Origin of the sequence: Occallatibacter riparius, assembly GCF_025264625.1 — a bacterium.
Taxonomy (GTDB): Bacteria; Acidobacteriota; Terriglobia; order Terriglobales; family Acidobacteriaceae; genus Telmatobacter; species Telmatobacter riparius.
This window is the reverse complement of the sequence record NZ_CP093313.1, coordinates 6306863-6328473: the sequence shown is the minus strand read 5'-3', so window position 1 is coordinate 6328473 and position 21611 is coordinate 6306863. Positions and strand designations below refer to the sequence as shown.

Sequence of the window (21611 nt, the reverse complement as noted above, 5' to 3'; positions counted from 1 at the left end):
CCATTGTTAGCCGCGCGAGTGGGCTAAGCAACGAGCGTTCAGGAAGTACGCACCAGGAAAGATGTGGCCCATCGCGCGGGTTCGTGCCCCGTTTGCTCTGCGACGGCGCGCAAATCAAGTTTCAACTTTTGGCCGGGGAACTCCGCAGGAATCGCATCGACCGTGGTCGCGGCGAGGGGGATGGTGAACCGCTCCGTTGCCGGCGTGGAGTTGCGCGTAGCGGAGCCCGCGATCAGGACATTCGATGGATAAAGCTCGTTGAAGTACTCGGGCTGCATCGCTGTCGATGCGCCGAGGAGCCATGGGCCGTAATGGAAAGCAGTTCGGCCACGCGTGGAGAGGACCTTATCCGCGCTGGTAAGGCGAAGCGACATGTCATATGAGGCTTCAATCTGGTCTCCGGCGCGGAGGTTTTCAACGCGGGAGTTCTCATGAGGCCGTCCGTTTCGAATTACCTTCACGGAATCGCTCCATGCGGGCTTGCGGATGTTGAGCGCGTGCGGGGCGGAGGCGTGGAGCACCTTGATACGGATGCGCCGATCTGTCGCGAGCGATGACTGTGACGTCAGGCTGATGGAACCGGTGTCGAGAGATCCGTCCAAAGGGAGATCAAAGAAGACTTCATTGTCGCGGATGCGAAACGTGTGATGAGCGACATCCGGAAAGGCGCGCAGCCCGTGCAGCGTGCAGCACCACCAGGCGCGCACCTGGACGGACTCAGGGGCGCCGAAATCATCGAGCACGGCATGGCCGAAGTCGCCCGTGGAAAACTGGTTCATTGCGAACTCATTAAAGAGGGCGTCTTCCGCGGCGTCGAGGTATTTGGCCTCTCCCGTGGCGGCGTGGAGCGCGAGGTTGAGGCGGAGCCAATCGCACTCAGCACATCCTTCGGTGCGCTTCTTCTTCGGCGACCACGCCTCGGGAACTCCGCCAGTGATGAGGAGATCGCCGGATTGGGCGACATCATTCCACGCGGCGATGGCGCGATTAAGGAATTTCTCGTCCTTGGTAGCCAAGTAGAGATCGAGGACGCCACGCACGCTGCACAGGTATCCGTGGACGTGATCGCCTGGGCGACGTTCAATGCGAGCGGCGATATCGGCGCAGAGATCGCGATAGCGAGTATCGCCGGTGGCCACGAAGAGGGCTGCGAGTCCTTCTGTCTGTTGTGTCCAGCAGATGTAAGACGATGCGAAGTGCGCAGCATTGAACTCGTCTGCCATCTGCTGCGAGTTGAACTGCGGCGCGATGCGGAGAAGGAAGTTGCCGAGATTGCGTGCAGCAGCCAAGACTTGCGGATCATGATTAAGCGCGTGGTATTCGAGCAATCCGACGAGGAGACGGCCGTTGCCCCAGAGGAGCGCCATGTCGTCGTCACCAGGATTTGCAGCATTGAACGACTTGCCGAAGTAGCCTTCACGATGCTGGAGCGCCACTGCCTGCGCGACAAACTTATCGAGAACGGGGAAGCGCTCCCCGAATTGTGCGCTTGAGGTGGCCAGTGAACCGATCCAGCGGCCGGAGAGGTCACCGCTGAAATTGGTGAAGCGACGGCCGGGCGTGCCGTGAAGGTCCTCGAGCAGGAACTCCGCCGTGTACGAGGGTTGCGCGCCGCGCAGGACTCGATCGAGCGTGAGTTGATACCGGTCATAGAGGGGGCGGCCGGTGAGTTGGTCGACGCCGCCAGGGTTTGCCGCGCGCAAGGTAAAGCTGTGAGTTGTGAACGGCAGTACGGCTGCGCTGGCAAGGAGCTGGCGGCGATTCATCGGGGAAATGTTAGCACGCCGGAGGAGCTGACGAATGTCCTTCCGACGCGGTTCAACAGGCTCATCGCGGAGCTAATCCTTGCCTGCCGTGCAAGTGGGGAATACGTGGTCGATGAGTTCGTTGCGGAGGGTGATGCGAAGGTCAATGTTGGGATCGGGCTCGGTGTTGGAGACGGCGTGATTGGCATCGGTGGGGACGCCGGTGTCTGTGGTGTTGACGATGAGGATGGAGGCGCAACGGCGCGCGGGGTCCAGTAGAAGCTCTGAGGAGAAGCCGCCCTGGTCGCCGTCGTGGTAGATGAAACGGTGGTTGTCGATGGCGAGCGTGAAGAAGCCGAGGCCCATTTGCGGCTGCGAGTTGTGCGGTCCGGAGGTGTAGGCGGTGGGGGCTTCTCCGGCTTGAACGGCGGGGATGACGGCGGTCCAAGCTTCTTCAAGCGAACTGCGCTTGAGTACGATGTCGTAGAGCTTGTTGCCGGGGTCGCCGAGGAGGAAGCGGGCGTACTTTTCCATGTCAGGGATGGGGGCTTTGAGGCCGCTGTTGGAGGTGGTGATGCCGGTGTCGAAGTTGAAGGGCTGGGGCGTGAGTTTCGTCCCCGCGCGAAGATAGCTGGCGGAGACGTTGGGCTCGAGGAAGTATGGCGCGCGATCGAAGTAGCTCCGGGTCATTCCGAGGGGCATGAGGATGTTCTTGGTGATGTACACCTCGAAGTCGTCGCCGGAGAGACGCTCGATGATCTGGCCGAGGAAGACGTAGCCGGGGTTGGAGTAGCTCCAGCGGGTGCCGGGCTTGAACGCGACGTGGGTGTAGGGGAGCATGGCGGCGACCTGTGACCACTTTGTGGGCTCGAAGGGCTGCCAGTCGCAGTTGGCGGAGTCGTCGCAGTCCCAGGGCCAGGTGGGATTGCGGAAGCCGGCGGTGTGGGTGAGCAGATGGCGGATGGTGATGTCGTCGATGGAGCCGTAGGCGTCATGGACCTGGCGGAGCTCAGGGACGTAGCGGACAGCGGGATCGTCGAGAGACAGCAGGCCGCGGTCGCGAAGCTGGAGGATGGCGATGGCGGTGAAAGTCTTGGTGATGGAGGCCCAATTGTAGGCAGTGGCGGCGTCGATGGGCTGCTGCGTTTCGGTCCGTGCGGCGCCGTGGAAGTATTCGGTGGGCTGGCCGTTGGGGTGGACAAGGGAGAGAGAGCCGCCGATGATGCCGTGCTGGGTCAGGAGGGAGTCGAATTTCTGCTGGAGGGGGTCGGTCTGGGCATGGGCCGCGGTAGAGAGCGGAAGAGTGAGGATGACGGCGAAGACCGTTCGGAGCGGGAGCATGGTGGAGATGATACAGGGGCGAAGCAGCGGAGTTCGCGCTTAGCTGACGGGTTGATTAGCATCGAAGGAGGCGAGTGAGAGGGATACAAGATGAAACTGCGCATCAAGGGCGATTCGTTGAGGCTGCGGGTGGGGCCGGCAGAACTGCAGCGGCTGATAGAGACCGGGAGGATCGAGGAGACGGTTCACTTCGGGCTTGAAGAGGATGCGCGACTGACGTATGCGCTTGAGGTCGGCGGTGAGGAGCCGATCGCGGTGCGCCATGCAGGGACACGGGTTGTGGTGATTCTGCCTGTAGAGATGGCGCGGGCGTGGGCGCGGGGCGAAGATGTTGGCGTGTATGGCGGCGTGGCGGTGTCGAGCGGGAGATTAGAGATTGCGGTGGAAAAGGATTGGGCGTGCCTGGACAAGAGCGATGGGGAGAATGCGGACACGTTTCCGAATCCCAACCAGGGGGCAAGCTGCTGAAAGGCAGTGGCTAGTGATTAGTTGTTAGTGAGTGGTGGTTGATTCGAGTGCAGGGAGCAGGGCGCGGATCTCGGAGTCGTCGAAGCGGCGAGCGACGCTGCGAAGGATGAGGTCGAGGTCGGACGTGAAGGTGGCGGAAGCCATGTAGTTCTCGTCGAGTTGCTGCTTGAGGGGAGCAACGACATCGCGATAGTAGGGGCCTACGTGGGCAGCGGGAATGGCGGAAAGGGCGCACTCCTCACGAGCGAATACGACGGTGGCGCGGCCGGTGATGCCGGGCCGGCAGGTGAGTTGGCCGGCGTGGAGTTGGGGGAGCTTGGGACGGGGTCCGACGAGGCTCATGTCGCCGAGCAGCACATTGAGGAGCTGGGGGAGCTCATCGAGTTTCCAGCGGCGAAGAAACGGGCCGATGGGCGTGAAGGCCTGGTTTGCCGTGGTGGTGAGGACGGGCCTGTCGCCATTGTTGCGCGTGACGGGCATGGTGCGGAATTTGTAAATGGTGAAGGGGCGATGATGCCGGCCTACTCGCTGCTGACGAAAGAGGACGGGTCCGCGGGAGGTGATGCGGACCGCCAGGGCTGTTGCGAGCAGGATGGGCAGAGCCAAAGGCAGCGCGCAGAGAACGCAGGCGATGTCGAAGAGTCGTTTTAGGGACGATTCTGTCCAGCTGCTCAGACTGCAGTCAGAGCAGTGCGTGGACGTGGTCTGGATGTGAAGACCTGATGAAGCCAATGACCTGGAACCCAAAGGTCCCTCCGAAACAAGGCAAATTGCAAATGGTACAAAACAGGGCTATGCGCAGTTTTGCGCAAGTGGTCGAGTTTTTCCAATGGTCATTTTTAACAGGGGCTTGCGGCTGTCCGGTGTGACCGGGAGCACAGGCAGGTGAGAAGCGCTGGATTCTTTTCGTTACGGCACGTGAATCGGAAGTGCGCGGAGACATTCTGGGCGGCGACTTAGTCGAGTTCGAGAAGGATGGGCGTGTGGTCCGACGGCTTCTGCTCGGAGCGGGGCGTGCGGTCGATCTCACAGAAGCGGACGCGTGGGGCGAGCGAGGGTGAGACGAGGAAGTGATCGATGCGGATGCCGCGGTTGTGCTCGAACGCGAGGCGGAAGTAGTCCCAGTAGGTGAACTGGCCGGTTTCGCCGGGGTGGAGCGAGCGGAAGGCGTCGGTGTAGCCGAGGGCGAGCCAGTCGCGATAGCGGGAGCGGGGCTCTGGTTGGAAGAGGGCGTCGCGGGCCCAGGATGCGGGCTTGTGGCAGTCGATGTCTTCAGGGATGACGTTGTAGTCGCCGCCGATGAGCGTTGGAATGCCGTCGGCGAGCCAGTGATGAAGCTCGACGTAGAAGCGGTCCATCCAGGCGAGCTTGTAGAGGAACTTGTCGCTAGCCGGCGGGTTGCCGTTGGGCGCGTAGATGTTGACGATGCGCAGGCCGGCGATGCGGGTTTCGAGGAAGCGGGCATGGCTGTCCTGGTCATCGCCAGGGAGCGTGGTGCAGGTGACCTCGATGGGTGTGCGGGCGAGAATGGCGACGCCGTTGTAGGCCTTTTGGGTAACAGCGACGGAATTGTAGCCGAGGGCCTGGAAGGTTTCGGTGGGGAAGACTTCTGCCTTGAGCTCCTGCATGAGCAGGACGTCAGGGGATTGGCGGTCGAGGAAGCGTTTGAGGTGCTCGATGCGGGCGCGGACGGAGTTGACGTTCCAGCTGGCGATTTTCAAGGTGGCGTGTCCCTAAGTGCGGTCTGGAATTCATCGTACAGGTTGCGATTGGGTGGCTTGAATCCATATTTACTAAATCGTAACCATCAGGATCTGATGCTCCAGTTGGGATGGTGATCACGGGGAAAGAGGGCAGTGGTCAGGCCGGTAGAGTGACTCCTCTGGAATGGCCGAAGAGTATTCCACGGGCGTCGCCGCCTCGAGCGCTCAGTTTCACTGCACAATTAACGTCAAAGAGACGGATTGCGACACGGTGCCTGATGTGGCTTTGACCGTCAGGTTATAACTCCCGGATGGAGTTCCGGTCGCTCTCTCGTTTGAATTGTTTGAATGCTCACCGCAGGCTACCAAGGAGGCGAACACCGCAAGCAACCCGAGCAGAGATAGACCCTGACACATCCGACGTCTTCCCGCCACTCCCATCAAGACCAAGGCGATCGGAATCAGCGCGAATTGCAGACCCTTTTCTGAAAATGTGCTGTTCAGACTCGCTGTGCCATGCGCGGTGGTTGTGACTTTCACTGTGAATGCTGCCGGCGCTCCCGGAGTGGCGACAACCGAACCGGGAACTGTGCATGCAGCATCGGTTGGGGCGCCTGAGCAGCTCAATGCTAATGTCAGTTGGTCCGTGGAGATTGCGCCTCCAGTCGCCGAGATCTGCATGGCATAAGACGCTGTGGTGCCTGCTGCGATGGTCGCGGAAGTTGATCCGCCTTGACCCGGTGCAGGTGCAGCAAACGTGATGCCCGCTGCGGCGAGGGACACGGTCTGGGGACTTGTGGAGGCATTGCTACCGATCGTCAGGGTAGCTTGCTCGCGACCCGCCACCGTGGCCTTGAACACCACGTTGACCGTGCAATTCGCTCCCACTGCGATGGCTGTCGTTGTGCAGTTGTTTGTCTGCGTGAAGTCGGCGCTGTTTGGCCCCGCAATCGCTACCGAGGACAGCGTCAACGGTTTGATTCCTTGGTTGGTGATGGTAAGAGCCTTGATGGAGGATGCGCTGCTGTTCAGCAGTTGAGTATCAAAGGTCAACGCCGTGGGTGAGAGCCCCAGTTCCGGAGTCGGAGCGACCGTTCCGCTCACGGTGCGGATGCGATTGTTTCCGCCGTCAGCCATTACCAGATTGCCCTGTGGGTCGCCAGTGATCATGTACAACTTGTTGAACTCGGCGGCGGTGGCGAGCCCTCCATCCCCGGAGTAGCCAGGCTGCCCGGTTCCGGCCACCACAGTAATTGTGCCCTTCTCTGGAGATGAGAAACTGCTGCCGGTGACCTTGAACGTCCTGGCGCGTTCATTGTCGGAAATGAAGATTGTTCCGGCATAATCCACATAGACCCCGATCGGCTTGGAAAGCGCTGGACCTAGTGCATTTGAAGGATCTTGACTTGAAGCTCCCCCCGCTACCGTCGTGATCTTGCCGTGATTGGCTGCGTCGTTGGGATCAAGCACTACTTCGCGGATGACACCGTTCTCAGAATCCGCGATGTAAAGATTTCCTGACCTGTCCAGGGCCAAGCCGGCAGGTATATTCAACTCGGCACCTGTGGCAAGACCTCCATCGCCAGAGTATCCGGTGTTGCCCGTGCCCGCGATGGTGGACATATCGCCGGTGGAGGCATCGATCAGGCGAACCTTTTGATTACCACTATCCGCAATGTAGAGGCTTCCGGGCTTATCTACCGCAACGGCTCGTGGGTAGTAGCCCCCGATACCGTTGCTGGGGACTGTAAAGATGTCGCCGGTCGTTGCGTCGACTTTGCGGATGGCCCCGTTGTCCGGATCAGCAATGTAGATGTTGCCTGACGTGTCGACCGCCAGGCCGAGCACACGTCCCAGCATGGCACTCCTCGCCGGGCCACCATCTCCTGAATAGCCCCACTTGCCGTTGCCTGCAACGGTCGAGACCCTCCCGGTGGCGGCATCGACTTTGCGGACCACCAGGTTTTTGGTGTCGGCAATGTAGAGGTTTCCTGAACCATCCACCGCCACGCCATAAGACTGATCAATCTGAGCACTCACAGCGGCAAATCCATCGCCCGAGTAACTCGCATAGCCATTGCCTGCGACCGTGGAGAGGATGCCAGAAGACAGATCGACAGCGCGGATTCGCCAATGGCCGGCGTCGGCGATGTAGAGCTTACCTGTTGTGTCAACCACTACATCCCGAGCGTAAGACGCGGAGCTCGTGGCGGGGCCGCCATCGATCGGATCACCCGTCGTGCCATTGCCGGCTATGGTAGAAATGTTTCCTGAAGCAGCATCGACTTTGCGTGTTCTAAGGTTTGCCCAGTCCGCAATGTACAGATTGCCCGTGCTATCCACCGCAACGCCGGTTGGATCCGATAACTGTGCACGGGTCGCCGGACCGCCATCACCCGAGTATCCCCCTTCCCCGTTGCCCGCGACAGTGGAGATGATCCCAGTGGAAGCATCCACTTTGCGGATTACGGAGTTCCAGGAGTCTGCGATGTACAGATTTCCGGAACTATCGACAGCTACATCCCACGGCGTGCCCAGCTGAGCCTTCGTTGCGGCGGCGCCATCGCCCGAATACCCTGGTGTCCCATTGCCCGCGACAGTGGAAATGATGCCAGTGGAAGCATCCACTTTACGGATTGCATTGTTGGAGGAGTCTGCGATGTACAGATTCCCACGGTCATCAACAGCTAGGCCGGACATATCGCCCAGCTGAGCGCTGGTTGCGGGACCTCCGTCACCGGAATAGCCCACCATTCCGTTGCCGGCGAAGATGGAGATCGTCCCCGTGGCTGCATCGACCTTGCGAATTCCGATGACCCCCCGATCCGCGATGAACAGGTTCCCAGACCGATCGACCGCAAACCCGACCATAGGACCCATTGCAGCGCTGATAGCCGAACCTCCGTCACCCGAAGGACCAGGCCCGCCATTGCCCGCCACAAGAGTCACAATGCCTTCGGGGCTGACCTTATACACCTGCCAGCTAGCCACAACACAGAAGAGGTTACCTGAGGCATCGATTGCGATGGCCGGCGGCCAACTGAGGGAGACATCGGTTGCTTTTTTGCCGTTCAAACTGCCACCGCCGGCAACAGTGTTGACAATTTGCGCGGAAGCCGAAAATGCCAATGCCAGCGCTAGAGCTGATAGGTATGGAAACTTAGGTTTGATGGAAATTGACATGGTCATCTCGCGTTCTTGATGCAGAGCTCGACCCGTTCAATGCCGCTGCCCACGTGCACGACTCACTGGAGAATCTTCCAAGATTCGAATGGCCTGCTACGAAACGATAGCGATGAGGGAACCTGTAGCGACGCCACCTGAATGGCACATGTACGCCATCACGGCGATTAGCGTTGAGTAACGCCTCGAGAGCCACATTGTCAGTGACTGTGAATACAACATTCGGTGACAACGGTTGCACTGCCCATTTGAAGGGACATCCGGAATGGCCACGCCTCGAAGCGGAAGCGGGATGCCGCGCAAGCGGAGGTGTGTGCACTGGCAACGCGGGGGCAAGGGTGGTCGCCGCCATAAAAACCAAGTAGACGATCTACGTCCTTTGGGAGTAGAGTGTCTACATCATGGGCGGAGCAGACCAGTATAAGAACCGGATTGAGCTGCTGCAGGGAACACTCGACATGCTCGTTCTTCAGACCCTGCAATGGGGACCGCAGCATGGATATGGCATTGTCCAGGCCTTACGCTTGCGATCCGGTGAAGTGCTTCAGGTGGAGACCGGATCACTGTATCCTGCTCTCCATCGATTGGAGCGTCAGGGGTGGGTGCAGTCTGAGTGGAAGCAGTCAGAGAGCAAGCAAAGAGCCCGCTACTACCGCATCACGGCCAAAGGGAAAAGGCAGTTGGCCTCGGATCTGGGCCGATGGGAGCGGATTGTCGAAGCGATTGGTTCGGTGATGTACGTCAAGCCGGAGGAGAGTGAGTCGTGAGTTGGTTTCCGAGCTTCGGTTTTCAGCGGCGCAAGCGCGAGTTGCAGGAAGAGATCGATGCGCACCTGCAGATGGCGATTGGCGATCGAATGGCAAGAGGTCAATCGACCGCTGAAGCGAAGACATCGGCGCTCCGCGAATTCGGGAGTGTTCCGATGATTGCCGATGTGACGCGGGAGCAATGGGGCTGGTTGCGGCTGGAGCTTGTAGTTCAGGATATCCGCTATGCACTCCGGCAGTTACGAAGGACGCCGGGGTTTACCGTTACCGTGCTGCTGACGCTTGCGCTTGGCATTGGCGCCAACTCGGCCATCTTTACGCTGGTCAACGCCATCCTGCTCCGAAATCTGCCCGTCACCGATCCGAAAAGCCTGATCCGGATCGGGGACCGAAACGATTGCTGCATCAGCGACCAGTGGAGTGACTCCGGGGATTATTCGCTCTTTGCCACCGACACGTATTACATGTTCAAGAAGAATTTGCCTGAATTCGAAGAACTGGCCGCAACGGCATCGTTCTACGGCGGGGGGCCCCTTACTGTTCGTCGCGCCGGGCCCGAAACGGTGGCGAAATCTATGGTGGGAACGTTCGTCTCCGGGAACTACTTCCAGATGTTCGGGCTTTCGCCTGCAGCCGGCAGATTGTTTATGGATGCCGATGACCAGACGGGAGCGCCTGTTACAGCGGTAATCAGCTACGAAGCGTGGCAGCGGGATTACGCAGGCGATCGTAGCGTGGCTGGAAGCACGTTTTATATCAATGGCAAGCCGGTCACGATTGTTGGTGTTGCGCCAAAGGGATTTTACGGAGATCGTATCGACACCAATCCGCCCAGCTTCTTTTTCCCAATGCATGCGATGGATGCACTGATTGGGGCATCGTTCTTCACCGATCCCAACAAACAGTGGGCCTACATCATCGGACGCGTCAAGCCGGGCACATCCCTGCCGGCGCTTCAGGCCAATGCGAGTGCGCTGCTCAAGCACCAGCTTGCTACGCTCCAGATGTTTACCGATCCGCGCGCCCAAAAGGTACTTCCTCTCGCGCATGTTGTCCTCACTCCCGGCGGCGGCGGAATTCAGAATATGCAGAACGGTTATAAGGATCGTCTTAAACTGCTGCAGTGGATCGCTGTGTTGGTTCTACTTGTTGCCTGTGCCAATATTGCGAACCTCCTACTGGTGCGTGGCATGAGCCGCCACGCGGAGTTCTCCCTTCGCTCGGCGCTTGGCGCACAACGCACCCGCCTCGTCCGTCAGCTTCTGCAGGAGAGTATTGTTCTCTCGTGTATGGGAGGCCTGCTGGGACTCGCCATCTCCTATTTGGGGGCGCATGCCCTCTTGGCGCTTGCTTTTCCGGATCAGCACAACATGCCGGTCGCGGCTTCCCCATCCCCTCTGGTCATCGGCTTCGCTTTTGCGCTTTCGCTGGCGACGGGAATCTTCTTTGGCCTGGCCCCGGCCCTGATGGCCGCGCGAACGCGACCCGCTGGTGCCCTGCGCGCCAACTCGCGCACAACTGCGCATGGAGCTTCGTTCCTCCAGCGGGGACTCGTTGTTATGCAGGCCGCGCTCTCCCTGGTGCTGCTCGTTGCTGCGGGCCTATTTGCACAGAGCCTCACCAAGGCAGAGAAAGTGAACATGAAACTGGATACAACGAACCGCTATGTTGTCCACTTCAATCCCCATGGAGCGGGCTACAAAACGACAGACGTTGAACTGCTTTACCAGACCATCGTTGACCGGTTCCATGCCATTCCCGGCGTTCTCAAAGTCGGCGTCTCGACCTACACGCCGATGGAAGCGAACGACTGGAACTCCGGAGTCAAGGTTCAGGGCGATCCGGATCTGCACAAAACCGCATCCTGGGTGAAGGCGGCACCGGAATACTTCGGTGCGGTTGGAACGCACGTCGTCATGGGCCGGGGGTTCACACCGCAGGACACGATGAACGCTCCTCCGGTCGCCGTCGTCAACCAGGAATTCGTGAAGCAGTTTTTCGGCAACCGAAATCCCATCGGGCATCGATTTGGATTTGACGATCCCCTGCACCCGGGAACGGATGGAGCGCATGAGATCGTTGGAGTGGTGGAAGACACCACCTACACAAGCGTCTATTGGAAGAACCACGCCATGTACTTCCTTCCTCTCGCGCAGCCTGCAGGCCTTCGCACGCCGGGCGACCCCGACCAATCTGTGTACGCGGGAGCTATTGTGATCGAGACGTCCCACTCTATTCCGGGGTTTGAGAAGGTCGTCGGTGACACCCTGGCGAGTATCAACCCAAATCTCACGATCCTTAAGTTCCAGACATTCCGGCAGCAGATTGACAATCGGTTCACGCAGGAGCGGTTGATATCGCGCCTCACCTCTCTTTTCGGTCTGCTGGCGCTTCTGCTCGCCGCGATTGGACTCGATGGGGTAACTGCCTATACAGTGGTCCGCCGCGCACCGGAGATCGGGGTCCGCATGGCACTGGGAGCGGCGCGGAGCCGGGTAATCGGAATGGTGATGCGCGGGGCCATGCTGCAGACTGTTGCTGGACTCGCGATTGGTATTCCGGTGGCGATCTTCTGCGTGCGCTACGTCAAATCGCAGCTTTATGAAATCACGAGTGTAAATGTGCCGGTGATGGCTGTCGCGATTGGAGTGCTGACGTTTGCGGCTGCCATTGCCGGTATCATCCCGGCACGGCGCGCGGCGTCAATCGACCCGGTGAGAGCCTTGCGCATTGAATGAACTGAGTGGGAATAAGAGCCTTTCGGCTATCAACAAACCATAATGCTGGGCCGATGGGAGCGGATTGTCGAGGCGATTGGTTCGGTGATGTACGTCAAGCCGGAGGAGAGTGAGTCGTGAGTTGGTTTCCGAGCTTCGGTTTTCAGCGGCGCAAGCGCGAGTTGCAGGAAGAGATCGATGCGCACCTGCAGATGGCGATTGCCGATCGAGTGGAGCGTGGCGAGACGCCGGAGGCAGCGCGACAAGCTGCGTCGAGGGAGTTCGGAAACGTTCCACTAGTGCAGGACGTGACGCGCGAGATGTGGGGCCGGGGCTGGTTTGAACAACTGGGCCGGGATGTTCGCTATGCGTTGCGACAGCTGCGCAAGAGTCCCGGCTTTACGATCACCGCGACAGTGATGCTCACGGTAGCCATCTGCGCCAACAGCACCGTATTTAGCTGGATTGACGGCACGATGTTGCGTCCGATTCCGGGCGCGCGGGACACAGGAGATCTTGTGAGCCTGCAGCGGGGGGAACGTAACTTCTCTCCGGTTCCGCCTTTCTCGTATCTCGACTATCGCGATCTGCGCGAGCAGAATCATAGCCTCTCCGGAATGCTTGCCTTTCATCATGATTGGACCACGCTGACTGGGGGAGCGCAGCCGGAGCGCGCCTATATTGCGAACGTGACGGCGAACTACTTCGACGTGCTCGGCATCAAGCCGGTGCTGGGACGTTTCTTTCTGCCTGAAGAAGAGACGCGTCCAGATGCCGTTCCCAACGTCGTCCTGGGTTACTCGGTCTGGAAGATGCGTTATGCCGCAGACCCGGCAATTGTGGGTAAGTCGATCGAGATCGCCCGGCATCCTGTGACCGTGATCGGTGTGGCGCCGGAGGGGTTTGTAGGAGCAATGCCCGGGCTGCGTGACGATCTGTGGATAACGCTCGATCCGCTCGGGACGAGTGCGTGGCGGATGACCCATCGCAGTGGTGGTGCGGTCTGGCTGAACGTAATAGGAAGATTGCGGCCGGGAGTGAGCCGTGACCAGGCAGCCCAGGATCTCGACACACTGATGCAACACATTGTGGCGGCGTACCCGAATGATCATCTGGGCGAGAACCGGATATCACTGGATCCCATGTGGCGCTCGCCATTCGGCGCCAACGGATTCATGGCGGCGACGTTGCCCATCCTGCTGGCCTTCGCTGCTGTGGTGCTGTTGCTGACCAGCGCGAACGTTGCGACCCTCACCCTGGTGCGATTTGTATCCCGGCGGCGTGAGCTTGCAATCCGGCAGTCGCTCGGGGCGAATCGCATGCAACTGGTGCGGCAGATGGTGCTGGAGGGCGTGATGCTTTCCATCGTCGCAGGAGCCGGGGCCCTCGCGTTGACAACGTGGACATCGAAGACATTTGCATGGTTCTTTCGGGCGAGCTCGGGTCCTACCACCCTGAACGGGAGAATGGACCACAACGTGGTGATCGGGATTGCGGTGTTTTCGCTGTTGGCCGGCATATTCTGCGGCGCGCTCCCTGCCTGGCGTTCGTCGCACGCTCCGGCCATTGAGGTACTCAAGGCTGAGTCCGGAAGTATCTCCGGCGGCTCACGTAACCGGAGGTTGCTCAGCGCGCTGGTGGTGGCGCAAATCGCGCTTTCACTCCCTCTGCTGTTGTGCTCCGGGCTACTGCTGCGAACACTGAGGAACCTCGCCGGCGCGAATCCCGGATTTGAGCAGGACCACATTCTCACTGCGTCCGTGGGTCTGAATATCGCCGGCTACAGCGGCGACGAGGAACAGCTGATCCGTCATAAGATTTTGGATCGCGTGTCGGTACTGCCCGGCGTGAAGGTTGCGTCGTTTACGGACTGGATTCCGATGAGCCTTAGCCACAAGGGGGACGATGCGTATCCGGAAGGATATGTGCCACATCCCCACGAATCTTTGGAGGTGTACCACGCCGAGGTGGGCCCGCGGTACTTCGAATCCCTACGAATACCCATTTTGGAAGGACGCGAGTTTACACCGGATGACGGTGAAAAGGCTCCGAGGGTAATGATCGTAGATCAGACCGCTGCGAGGCGCTACTGGCCAGGGCAGGATCCGCTGGGAAAGAAACTCATGGTGTGGGGCCGCCCTTTCACGGTAGTAGGCGTCGCGAAAAATTCGATACATATGTTAATGAATGAGTCACCGGAACCTATGGTGTATATGAGCTTTTTTCAGGCGGGGTACGAGACGATCGTGCAGGTGAAGACCGAGGGAAATCCGGCCGACCTGGCGCCTGCGGTGGAAAACGCCATCCACACAATCGATACACGGCTGCCGGTTTTCGACGTGCGGCCCATGCGAGAGACCACCCAGTTGGCGAGCAGCTTCGCCGTAATCGAGAGCACCCTGGCGGGCATGTTCGCTCTGATCGGGCTGGTTCTCGCGGCAACCGGAATCTACGGAGTCGTGGCCTATCGAACCCAGATGCGCACCCACGAGATCGGAGTGCGAATGGCTCTGGGCGCTTCACGCGTGGATGTGCTGAGACTCGTGCTGCTGCAGGGATTGGGTCTCACAGGCATCGGGCTTGCGCTGGGATTGGCGTTCGCGTTGGCACTGACACGTTTCATCGCCCGGCTGTTGTACGGAATCGGAGCCAACGATCCCGTCACCGTCGTATCCGTCGTCATGCTCCTGGGAGCAATGTCGTTGCTGGCATGCTATCTTCCCGCGCGTCGAGCGATGCGCCGGAACCCCGTGAGTGCGATTCGCGAACTGTGAGCAGCAGGTCGGACTCGATGGCAAGAAGGGTAAGCGGATTCCACCGGCCACAAACTGATCTCCACAAAGTGGATCTTCGTTGTGTGTTGACGTGAACAGCCCATACCCGCTCATTGACTAGTTCGCGGCGAGTAGTCGCCCCTCTCTGGGTAACGAACTGGCATTCGATGAGGGGCTGCGACAGGTGAAGAACCCGGCCGAGTCGCTCGATGGGTGCATTCGCGATAACGCGCAAGCCGATGCGCGGCTCCTGGCAATGTCCCCGTTTACTATTGCAGTTGGCTCTGCCCAAGCGAAGGCGCCATCCATTGAGATATTTCTGTGTCGTCAACGCGGAGGGGGCTCCGGCATTTCAATGCCTTCTTCAACCCGGAGAAATGCATGCGCAAAAGCGTGTAATCTCCTCACTCTTTTCCAAGCAAAGGTCAGTCAAAATGAGCGACTTTATTCGTTATCGGAATTCGAAGGCGGGCATGGGCACGGCGAGGTGCGCAATTCTGGTGATCGCCTGTTCTGTGCTGATGAGTTCTTCCGGGTACCTGACAGCGCAGTGTGCAGGCGAGGGTGGGAATAGCCTGGGGTTCGATATGGCTCCGGAGACGAGCCAGCGTGTGGTGGAAGACGCGGTCAAGCAGATCCCGACGCCGATGGCTCCCGGACCGGTGAAGCCAACATGGGAGTCGCTCCAGGAGAACTACAAGGTTCCGGCCTGGTTCAGAGGAGCGAAGCTCGGTATCTTCATGCACTTTGGCATCTTCTCAGTGCCGGCGCACGGCAATGAGTGGTACGAGAAGTTCCTCTATGCGGGCGGGGATGACAGTGTGCTGAAGGTGCTCGGTGGGAACGACTTCGCTCTCAAAGCCAATGACGGTCCAAACAGCACGCGCGCATGGCACACACAGCACTTTGGGCCACCGGAGAAGTTCGGATACAAGGACTTCATCCCCATGTTCAAGGCGGAGCATTTTGATGCCGATGCCTGGGCAACGCTGTTCAAGAAGGCAGGCGCCCAATACGTGATGCCTGGTGCTCAGCACCACGAGAACTTCGCCATGTGGGATAGCAAGGTGACGCCGTTCAACTCCATGCAGATGGGGCCGAAGCGGGACATCATTGGCGAACTCGCTGTGGCCGTGCGGAAGCACGGAATGAAGCTGGGAGTGGCGAATCACGGGATCGAAAACTTCGAGTTCATCAATCCTCCGCATGAACTAGCCGAGAAAATGAAGGCCGAAAAGGTCGACCTGTACGATCCGAAGTGGGCTGACTTCTACAACTACGCAGACCGCAGCAATGCGGCTATGAAGCGCTTCCTGGTGAACTGGTATGAGCGCAATGTGGAACTCATCGACAAGTACCAGCCCGACCTCATCTACTTCGATAACGGCGTGGACCAGCGGCACATTGATCCGTTGAAGCTGGAGCTTGCCGCTTACTATTACAACCGCGCGAAGAGCTGGGGCAAAGAGGTCTCATTCACCACCAAGAAAGCAGCGTTCGCGCCCTCCGGAACGAATACGAAAACGATCGCCTCCATTCTGGATTTTGAAGGAGGGCCGCCGGACGGCATCCGCAACGGCTCGTGGGTTGTGGACCGGCCGATCGGCACGAATAGCTGGGGGTACGTGGAGGGGCTCAAGGCCAATTCACCCGAGACAGTGATTGGGTGGCTGGTGGACACAGTAAGCAAGAACGGCACACTGCTGCTGAATGTCTCGCCTAAGGCGGATGGAACCATTCCTCAGGATCAGCAGGATACCCTCCTGGCCCTCGGCAAATGGCTCGATACCAACGGCGAGGCGATCTACGATACCCACGCCTGGACCAAGTTCGAGGAGAAGGGCCAGGACCACATCTACTTCACGGTGAAGAAGGATGATCTGTTTGCGATCGTGATGGGCAAGAGCGGTGGGAGCAACGTCACTATCAGTTCACTGCCGCAGGGTGGACCCGCGGGATCTGTCCACTCTGTGACGCTGCTGGGAGGCGAACCGCAGCGGTTCAAGCAGGATGCTTCGGGACTGGTCGTGAGCCTGTCCGCACCGACGCAAGCCCATGAGGCATTCGTGCTGAAGATCACGGGACTGAAGACGAATGCGGACACGTATACGGATTCAGGAAATCCGTCGTGCGCATGCGGGCGGCCGGAGTAGACACGGAGCTCTTTGGTTCCCCGTGCGGCAAATCTATTCGGGATGGATGGAGAGAGTGGAGCGCATGGTGTGTTCTTCGCCGGGGGCGAGGGAGACGGCGGCGCTAAGGATGTTGCCAGCTTCAACGCAGAGCATGTGCTGCCACTCGTCGTTGCCGAGGTCGGAGAGAGCTGCGGCGCCTTGCTGCCAGGGGTTCCACACGATGGTGGTGGAGGAGTGAAGCTTCTCGGTGCGTAGGCGGCGGTGGAGGACTGGATCGAGGATCTCGGCCGGCGCTTCGGTGTCGATGTAGGCGTTGTCAGTAGGGGCCGCGAGGGCGAGGGAGCCGTCCTGGCGCTTGGACTTATTGCCGTCAGTGTTGTCGAGGTAGGTGACGGCATCGAGTCCGTGGACGCGGGCCTGGTGGATGTCGCCGACGCGGAAGTAGGAGTGCAGGGCTTCTTCGAATCGGAGCGGGCTTGTGCCGCGGTTCATGACGCTGAGTTCGAGGCGGAGCGTCGAGGCGATGCGGATGCGGTAGGCGACGAGGAAGTCGTGACGCCAGAGGGCGCGGGTGGAGTCGTCGCTGGAGGTGAGGCAGACCAGGGTGACGGAGCCGTCATCGTCGACGCTGAGCGAGTCGAGACGCCACTCGCGGGTGCGGACGAATCCGTGGGTGGGGGCTTTCGGGTTGTCGGCCTTAGCCCGGAACCAAGGGAAGCAGACGGGAATGCCGCCGCGGATGGCTTTGCCGGATTCGAAGTGCGACTGCTTGCTGAGGAAGAGGACTTCTTCCTGGCCGGCGGGTCGCCAGCTGAGAACCTGCGCGCCATAGAGGGAGACTTCCGCATGGGCGGCGGGGCTGGTGATTTGGACGACGGGGAGACCGCCCTTGCCGGAGACGATTTGCGCGATGCCGTCGATGCCGAAGCGGTGGTTGAGTGCGTCGATGTGGGAGAGAGGTTCCATAGGGGCAGGGACAGAATACAGGGAACAGGGAACAGGGAATAGGGAGTAGGACGACGGGCGATGGGACCGGTTGTCGTGGCTACGAGGTTTAGGTACGCGGATGAGAGGGATGTGATTACCTTGATCAGTGGTCGGAGTGGGGTAGAGGAGGGAGTTTGGTAGGGGAGTCACCAGGGAACGCAGAGGCGGCGATGGAGCGCGTGGCGATTGATACGGGCGGGACGTTTACCGACTGCGTGATGCTGCGCGAGGGGAAGCTGGTGGCGCTGAAGGTGTTTTCGACGCCGCGGGATCCGGGCGAGTCGGTGCTGAACGGGTTGCGCGAGTTGGGTGTGAGGGGCGCCGTGGTGGTTCGGCATGGGACCACGGTGGGGACGAACGCGATGCTGGAGCGCAAAGGCGCGCGCGTGGCGTTTGTGACGACGGCGGGATTCGAAGACACGATTGCGATTGGAAGACAGGCAAGGGCGAAGCTGTATGACTGGTTCCAGCCGGCGCCAGTGTGCCTTGTGCCGGCGGGGTTGCGATTCGGAGTGGAGGAGCGGACGAGCGCGGAAGGCGAGCGGTTGCGGGTTCCTTCTAAGGAGCAGTTGAAGCGACTGGTGGAGCGAGTGCGCGCGGCCGGTGTGGATGCGATTGCGTTATCACTGCTGTTCTCGTTTGCGAATGATGCCAATGAACGCACGGTGGCGGCGGCGCTGGACGGGCTTGGATTGCCGCTGAGTTTGTCACACAAGATTCTGCCGGAATTTCGCGAGTATGAGCGCGGTTCGACGGTGGTGGCGAATGCGTATCTGGCGCCACTGGTGGGGAGGTACCTGGGCAAGCTGGCGGGTGCGATTGAAGGGGAGGCGAGTTCGTGTGCGATTTCCTGGTCGAGGTTGGGCTCGAGGCTGGAGGTGATGCAGTCGTCGGGCGGGATCATTTCGGCGCGGGTGGCGGCGGAGGAGCCGGTGCGCACGGTGCTGTCTGGGCCGGCGGGTGGTGTGGTGGGCGCTTACAAACTGGCGAGTGCCGCGGGGTTCGAGCGGATTATCGGGTTTGACATGGGCGGGACATCGACCGATGTGTGCCTGGTGGATGCGGGCGCGGGCGGGCTGCGGATCAGCAACGAGTCGGTGGTGTCAGGCGTGCCGCTGGGCGTTCCGATGCTCGATATTCACACGGCGGGTGCGGGCGGCGGATCCCTGGCGCGGTTTGATGCAGGCGGGATGCTGCGCGTGGGTCCGGAATCGGCGGGCGCGATGCCGGGGCCGATCTGCTACGGGCGCGGCGAGCTGCCGACGGTGACGGATGCGAACTTGATTCTGGGAAGGCTGGATACGGAGAGCTTTCTGGGGGGTGCGGTCAAACTCGATCTGGAACGCACGCGCCATTTCATGGAGCAGGCAAAGGGGCCGCTCGCGAGTGTCGAGGCGTTCGCGGCGGGGATTCTGCGCGTGATTGAGACGGAGATGGCGAAGGCGATTCGCGTGATCTCAATTGAGCGCGGGTTCGATCCGCGAGATTTTGCGCTGGTGGCATTTGGCGGTGGCGGGCCGGTGCATGCGTGCGCGCTGGCGCGCGCGCTACGGGTCCCGCGGGTGCTGGTGCCGATGCTTCCGGGTGCGCTGTCGGCCGTGGGAATTCTGCTCGCGGATACGATGCGCGAGTATTCGCGGACCGTGATGCTGCCGCTGGGTGCGGAGATCGACGCTGTGTTCACGGAGATGGAGCGCGGGGGGCGCGAGGAGTTCGAGCGCGAGGGACTGGAGGGAGTCAGTCAGAGGTCGTGCGATTTGCGTTATCGCGGCCAGGGGTATGAGTTGAATGTGCCGTTCGGTAAATCGATGGCGGAAGAGTTTCATCGACTGCATGAGCGGCGGTACGGATTTGCAAGCGCTGAGCGGCCGGTGGAGATTGTGAATGTGCGGGTGCGGATGGTTGCACCCGCGCCTGCATTCGAGCAGATGCGCGAAAAGGTGCATGAGGGTGATGGAGGGCATGCGCTGGTGTCGACGCGCGATGTGTACTTTGAGGGCGAGTGGGTTGCGACGGGTGTGTACGATCGCGAGCGGTTGCGGGCGGGGGATGTGTTTGTCGGGCCAGCGATTGTGACGGAGTACAGTTCGGCGACTGTGGTGCCGAGGGGCGATGTGCTGCGGGTGGATGAGTTGCGGAATCTGGTGATCGAGGTGCGCGCATGAAGAGTGTTGATCCAGTAGAGCTGGCGATCTTTCAGAGCAGTATGCACTCGATTGCGGAGGAGATGGGTGCGGCGCTGCGGAGGACGGCGATCTCGCCAAATATCAAGGAGCGGCGGGATTATTCATGCGCGCTGTTTGACGCAGAAGAGCGCGTGATCGCAATGGGCGATCACATGCCGGTGCACCTGGGCGCGATGCCGATGAGTGTGAAGGCGGCGGTGGATGCGGTGCGGATGGAGGAAGGCGATGTCGCGATCCTGAACGATCCTTATGCGGGCGGGACGCATTTGCCGGATATCACGCTGGTGCTGCCGGTGTTTGTTGGCGGCGGAAGCAAGCCTGCCTTCTATGCGGCCGCGCGTGCACATCATGCGGATGTGGGCGGGATGTATGCGGGGTCGATGGGGCCGGCGCAGGAGATTTACCAGGAAGGAATTCGGATTCCTCCTGTGCTGCTGATGCGGCGCGGTGAGATGGAACGCGGGGTGCTGTCGCTGTTGCTGGCGAATGTGCGGACGCCGGAGGAGCGGGAAGGCGATTTGGCAGCGCAGCTTGGCGCGTGCCGCGTGGGTGAGAGACGGATTCTGGAAGTGGTGGAGAAGTACGGTCTCGCGAAGGTGGAGGAACTGGCAGGAGAACTTGTCGCTTATTCAGAGCGGCTGATGCGGGCGGAGTTGCGGTCCATGCCCGCTGGCACGTTCGTTGCGGAGGATTTTCTGGATGACGATGGGGTCACAGACGCACCGATCCGGATTGCGGTGAAGATGACGTTCGATCCGGAAGCGGGGTCGGTGGAGATTGATTTCAACGGATCGTCGCCGCAGGTGCGGGGAGCGGTGAATGCGGTGTATCCGATTACGTGGTCGGCGTGTTTTTATGTGCTGCGGTGTCTGCTGGCGGAGGATGCGCCGGCGACGGCGGGTGTGATGTATCCGGTGACGGTGAAGGCGCCGGTGGGGACGATTGTGAATGTGGTTCCTCCTGCGGCAGTGGCGGGCGGGAACGTGGAGTGCAGCCAGAGGATTACGGATGTGCTGTTGCGGGCGCTGGCGCAGGCTGCGCCGGAGCGGGTGCCGGCGGCGAGTTACGGGACGATGAGCAATCTGACGATTGGCGGGCTTGATCCGCGCACGGGTGGGCCGTTTGCGTACTACGAGACTGTTGCGGGCGGGATGGGGGCGCGGCCGAATGCCGACGGCATTGATGGTGTGCATTGCCACATGACGAATTCGCTGAATACGCCGGTGGAGGCGCTGGAGTATGCGTATCCGTTTCGCGTGAGGAGGTATGGATATCGTGCGGGGTCGGGAGGTAAAGGGAAGTTTCGCGGGGGCGATGGGCTGGTGCGGGAGATTGAGCTGCTGGCGGATTCGCAGGTGACTATGCTGGCCGATCGAAGGAAGTTTGCGCCGTATGGATTGGCGGGTGGCGAGGAAGGTGCGAAGGGGCGTGCGGTGTGGATCAAGGCGGATGGATCAGAAGTTGAGCTGCGCGGGAAGGGATCCGTCTATGCGGAAAAGGGGGACGCGGTGAGGGTGGAGACGCCGGGAGGAGGAGGATGGGGGAAGGCAGGGAATAGGGAATAGGGAAGAGACGGTTCTCGGTTCAGCAAGTCAGCGTCCGCTG

13 protein-coding genes are annotated in these 21611 nt (G+C 60.3%); 7 read left to right on the top strand and 6 right to left on the bottom strand.

Going from position 1 to position 21611, the window contains the following annotated elements; all coding sequences use genetic code 11:
* Positions 1 to 38: 38 nt before the first annotated feature.
* Positions 39 to 1766, bottom strand: coding sequence for a glycoside hydrolase family 127 protein (locus tag MOP44_RS25820; protein ID WP_260793454.1), 1728 nt, complete (start codon positions 1764 to 1766; stop codon positions 39 to 41).
* Between the two features lie 72 nt (positions 1767 to 1838).
* Positions 1839 to 3086 (bottom strand): serine hydrolase domain-containing protein, encoded by a 1248-nt coding sequence (locus MOP44_RS25815; RefSeq protein WP_260793453.1) that lies wholly within the window; start codon positions 3084 to 3086, stop codon positions 1839 to 1841.
* A 90-nt stretch (positions 3087 to 3176) separates the two neighbouring features.
* On the opposite strand from MOP44_RS25815, the gene MOP44_RS25810 reads away from it, so the two are divergent.
* The gene (locus tag MOP44_RS25810) at positions 3177 to 3554 is read left to right on the top strand and encodes a DUF7009 family protein (protein ID WP_260793452.1); all 378 of its coding nucleotides are present in this window, start codon (positions 3177 to 3179) and stop codon (positions 3552 to 3554) included.
* A 24-nt stretch (positions 3555 to 3578) separates the two neighbouring features.
* Here MOP44_RS25810 and MOP44_RS25805 read toward each other — a convergent pair whose 3' ends face one another.
* From MOP44_RS25805 to MOP44_RS25795, 3 genes are all read right to left on the bottom strand, one after another.
* Positions 3579 to 4160: a sugar transferase gene (locus MOP44_RS25805; protein ID WP_449290004.1), complete on the bottom strand. Its 582-nt coding sequence runs from the start codon at positions 4158 to 4160 to the stop codon at positions 3579 to 3581.
* Positions 4161 to 4510: 350 nt separating this feature from the next.
* A complete protein-coding gene (gene xth, locus MOP44_RS25800; RefSeq protein WP_260793451.1) occupies positions 4511 to 5275 on the bottom strand; it encodes an exodeoxyribonuclease III in 765 nt (254 codons plus the stop codon).
* Between the two features lie 213 nt (positions 5276 to 5488).
* Positions 5489 to 8440 carry an NHL domain-containing protein gene (locus MOP44_RS25795; RefSeq protein WP_260793450.1) on the bottom strand — a complete coding sequence of 984 codons (2952 nt, stop codon included), beginning with the start codon at positions 8438 to 8440 and terminating at the stop codon, positions 5489 to 5491.
* A gap of 401 nt (positions 8441 to 8841) precedes the next feature.
* Here MOP44_RS25795 and MOP44_RS25790 point away from each other — a divergent pair, with 401 nt between their 5' ends.
* The 4 genes from MOP44_RS25790 (at position 8842) to MOP44_RS25775 (ending at position 16851) form a co-directional block, all read left to right on the top strand.
* The gene (locus MOP44_RS25790) at positions 8842 to 9207 is read left to right on the top strand and encodes a PadR family transcriptional regulator (protein ID WP_260793449.1); all 366 of its coding nucleotides are present in this window, start codon (positions 8842 to 8844) and stop codon (positions 9205 to 9207) included.
* The gene (locus tag MOP44_RS25785) at positions 9204 to 11945 is read left to right on the top strand and encodes an ABC transporter permease (RefSeq protein ID WP_260793448.1); all 2742 of its coding nucleotides are present in this window, start codon (positions 9204 to 9206) and stop codon (positions 11943 to 11945) included. Before MOP44_RS25790 ends, MOP44_RS25785 begins: the two co-directional genes overlap by 4 nt.
* Positions 11946 to 12061: 116 nt before the next feature.
* Complete coding sequence (locus tag MOP44_RS25780; RefSeq protein WP_260793447.1) at positions 12062 to 14698, top strand: ABC transporter permease; 2637 nt, start codon at positions 12062 to 12064, stop codon at positions 14696 to 14698.
* 434 nt (positions 14699 to 15132) lie between these two features.
* A complete protein-coding gene (locus MOP44_RS25775) occupies positions 15133 to 16851 on the top strand; it encodes an alpha-L-fucosidase (protein ID WP_260793446.1) in 1719 nt (572 codons plus the stop codon).
* Between the two features lie 33 nt (positions 16852 to 16884).
* Here the strand turns inward: MOP44_RS25775 and MOP44_RS25770 are convergent, their stop codons facing one another.
* Positions 16885 to 17799, bottom strand: a complete 915-nt coding sequence (locus MOP44_RS25770) for a D-hexose-6-phosphate mutarotase (protein WP_260793445.1) — start codon at positions 17797 to 17799, stop codon at positions 16885 to 16887.
* 155 nt (positions 17800 to 17954) lie between these two features.
* Between MOP44_RS25770 and MOP44_RS25765 the strand changes: the two genes are divergently transcribed.
* Together MOP44_RS25765 and MOP44_RS25760 are read left to right on the top strand one after the other, a co-directional pair.
* Positions 17955 to 19985: a hydantoinase/oxoprolinase family protein gene (locus MOP44_RS25765; RefSeq protein WP_260793444.1), complete on the top strand. Its 2031-nt coding sequence runs from the start codon at positions 17955 to 17957 to the stop codon at positions 19983 to 19985.
* Positions 19982 to 21571 carry a hydantoinase B/oxoprolinase family protein gene (locus MOP44_RS25760; protein ID WP_260793443.1) on the top strand — a complete coding sequence of 530 codons (1590 nt, stop codon included), beginning with the start codon at positions 19982 to 19984 and terminating at the stop codon, positions 21569 to 21571. Before MOP44_RS25765 ends, MOP44_RS25760 begins: the two co-directional genes overlap by 4 nt.
* The last annotated feature ends 40 nt before the right edge of the window (positions 21572 to 21611 follow it).

Bases quoted from the DNA above. Each gene is read 5' to 3' on its own strand.
- MOP44_RS25820 (WP_260793454.1), bottom strand. From the start codon at position 1,766: ATGAATCGCCGCCAGCTCCTTGCCAGCGCAGCCGTACTGCCGTTCACA.
- MOP44_RS25795 (WP_260793450.1), bottom strand. From the start codon at position 8,440: ATGTCAATTTCCATCAAACCTAAGTTTCCATACCTATCAGCTCTAGCG.
- MOP44_RS25815 (WP_260793453.1), bottom strand. From the start codon at position 3,086: ATGCTCCCGCTCCGAACGGTCTTCGCCGTCATCCTCACTCTTCCGCTC.
- MOP44_RS25760 (WP_260793443.1), top strand. From the start codon at position 19,982: ATGAAGAGTGTTGATCCAGTAGAGCTGGCGATCTTTCAGAGCAGTATG.
- MOP44_RS25810 (WP_260793452.1), top strand. From the start codon at position 3,177: ATGAAACTGCGCATCAAGGGCGATTCGTTGAGGCTGCGGGTGGGGCCG.
- MOP44_RS25775 (WP_260793446.1), top strand. From the start codon at position 15,133: ATGAGCGACTTTATTCGTTATCGGAATTCGAAGGCGGGCATGGGCACG.
- MOP44_RS25770 (WP_260793445.1), bottom strand. From the start codon at position 17,799: ATGGAACCTCTCTCCCACATCGACGCACTCAACCACCGCTTCGGCATC.
- MOP44_RS25790 (WP_260793449.1), top strand. From the start codon at position 8,842: ATGGGCGGAGCAGACCAGTATAAGAACCGGATTGAGCTGCTGCAGGGA.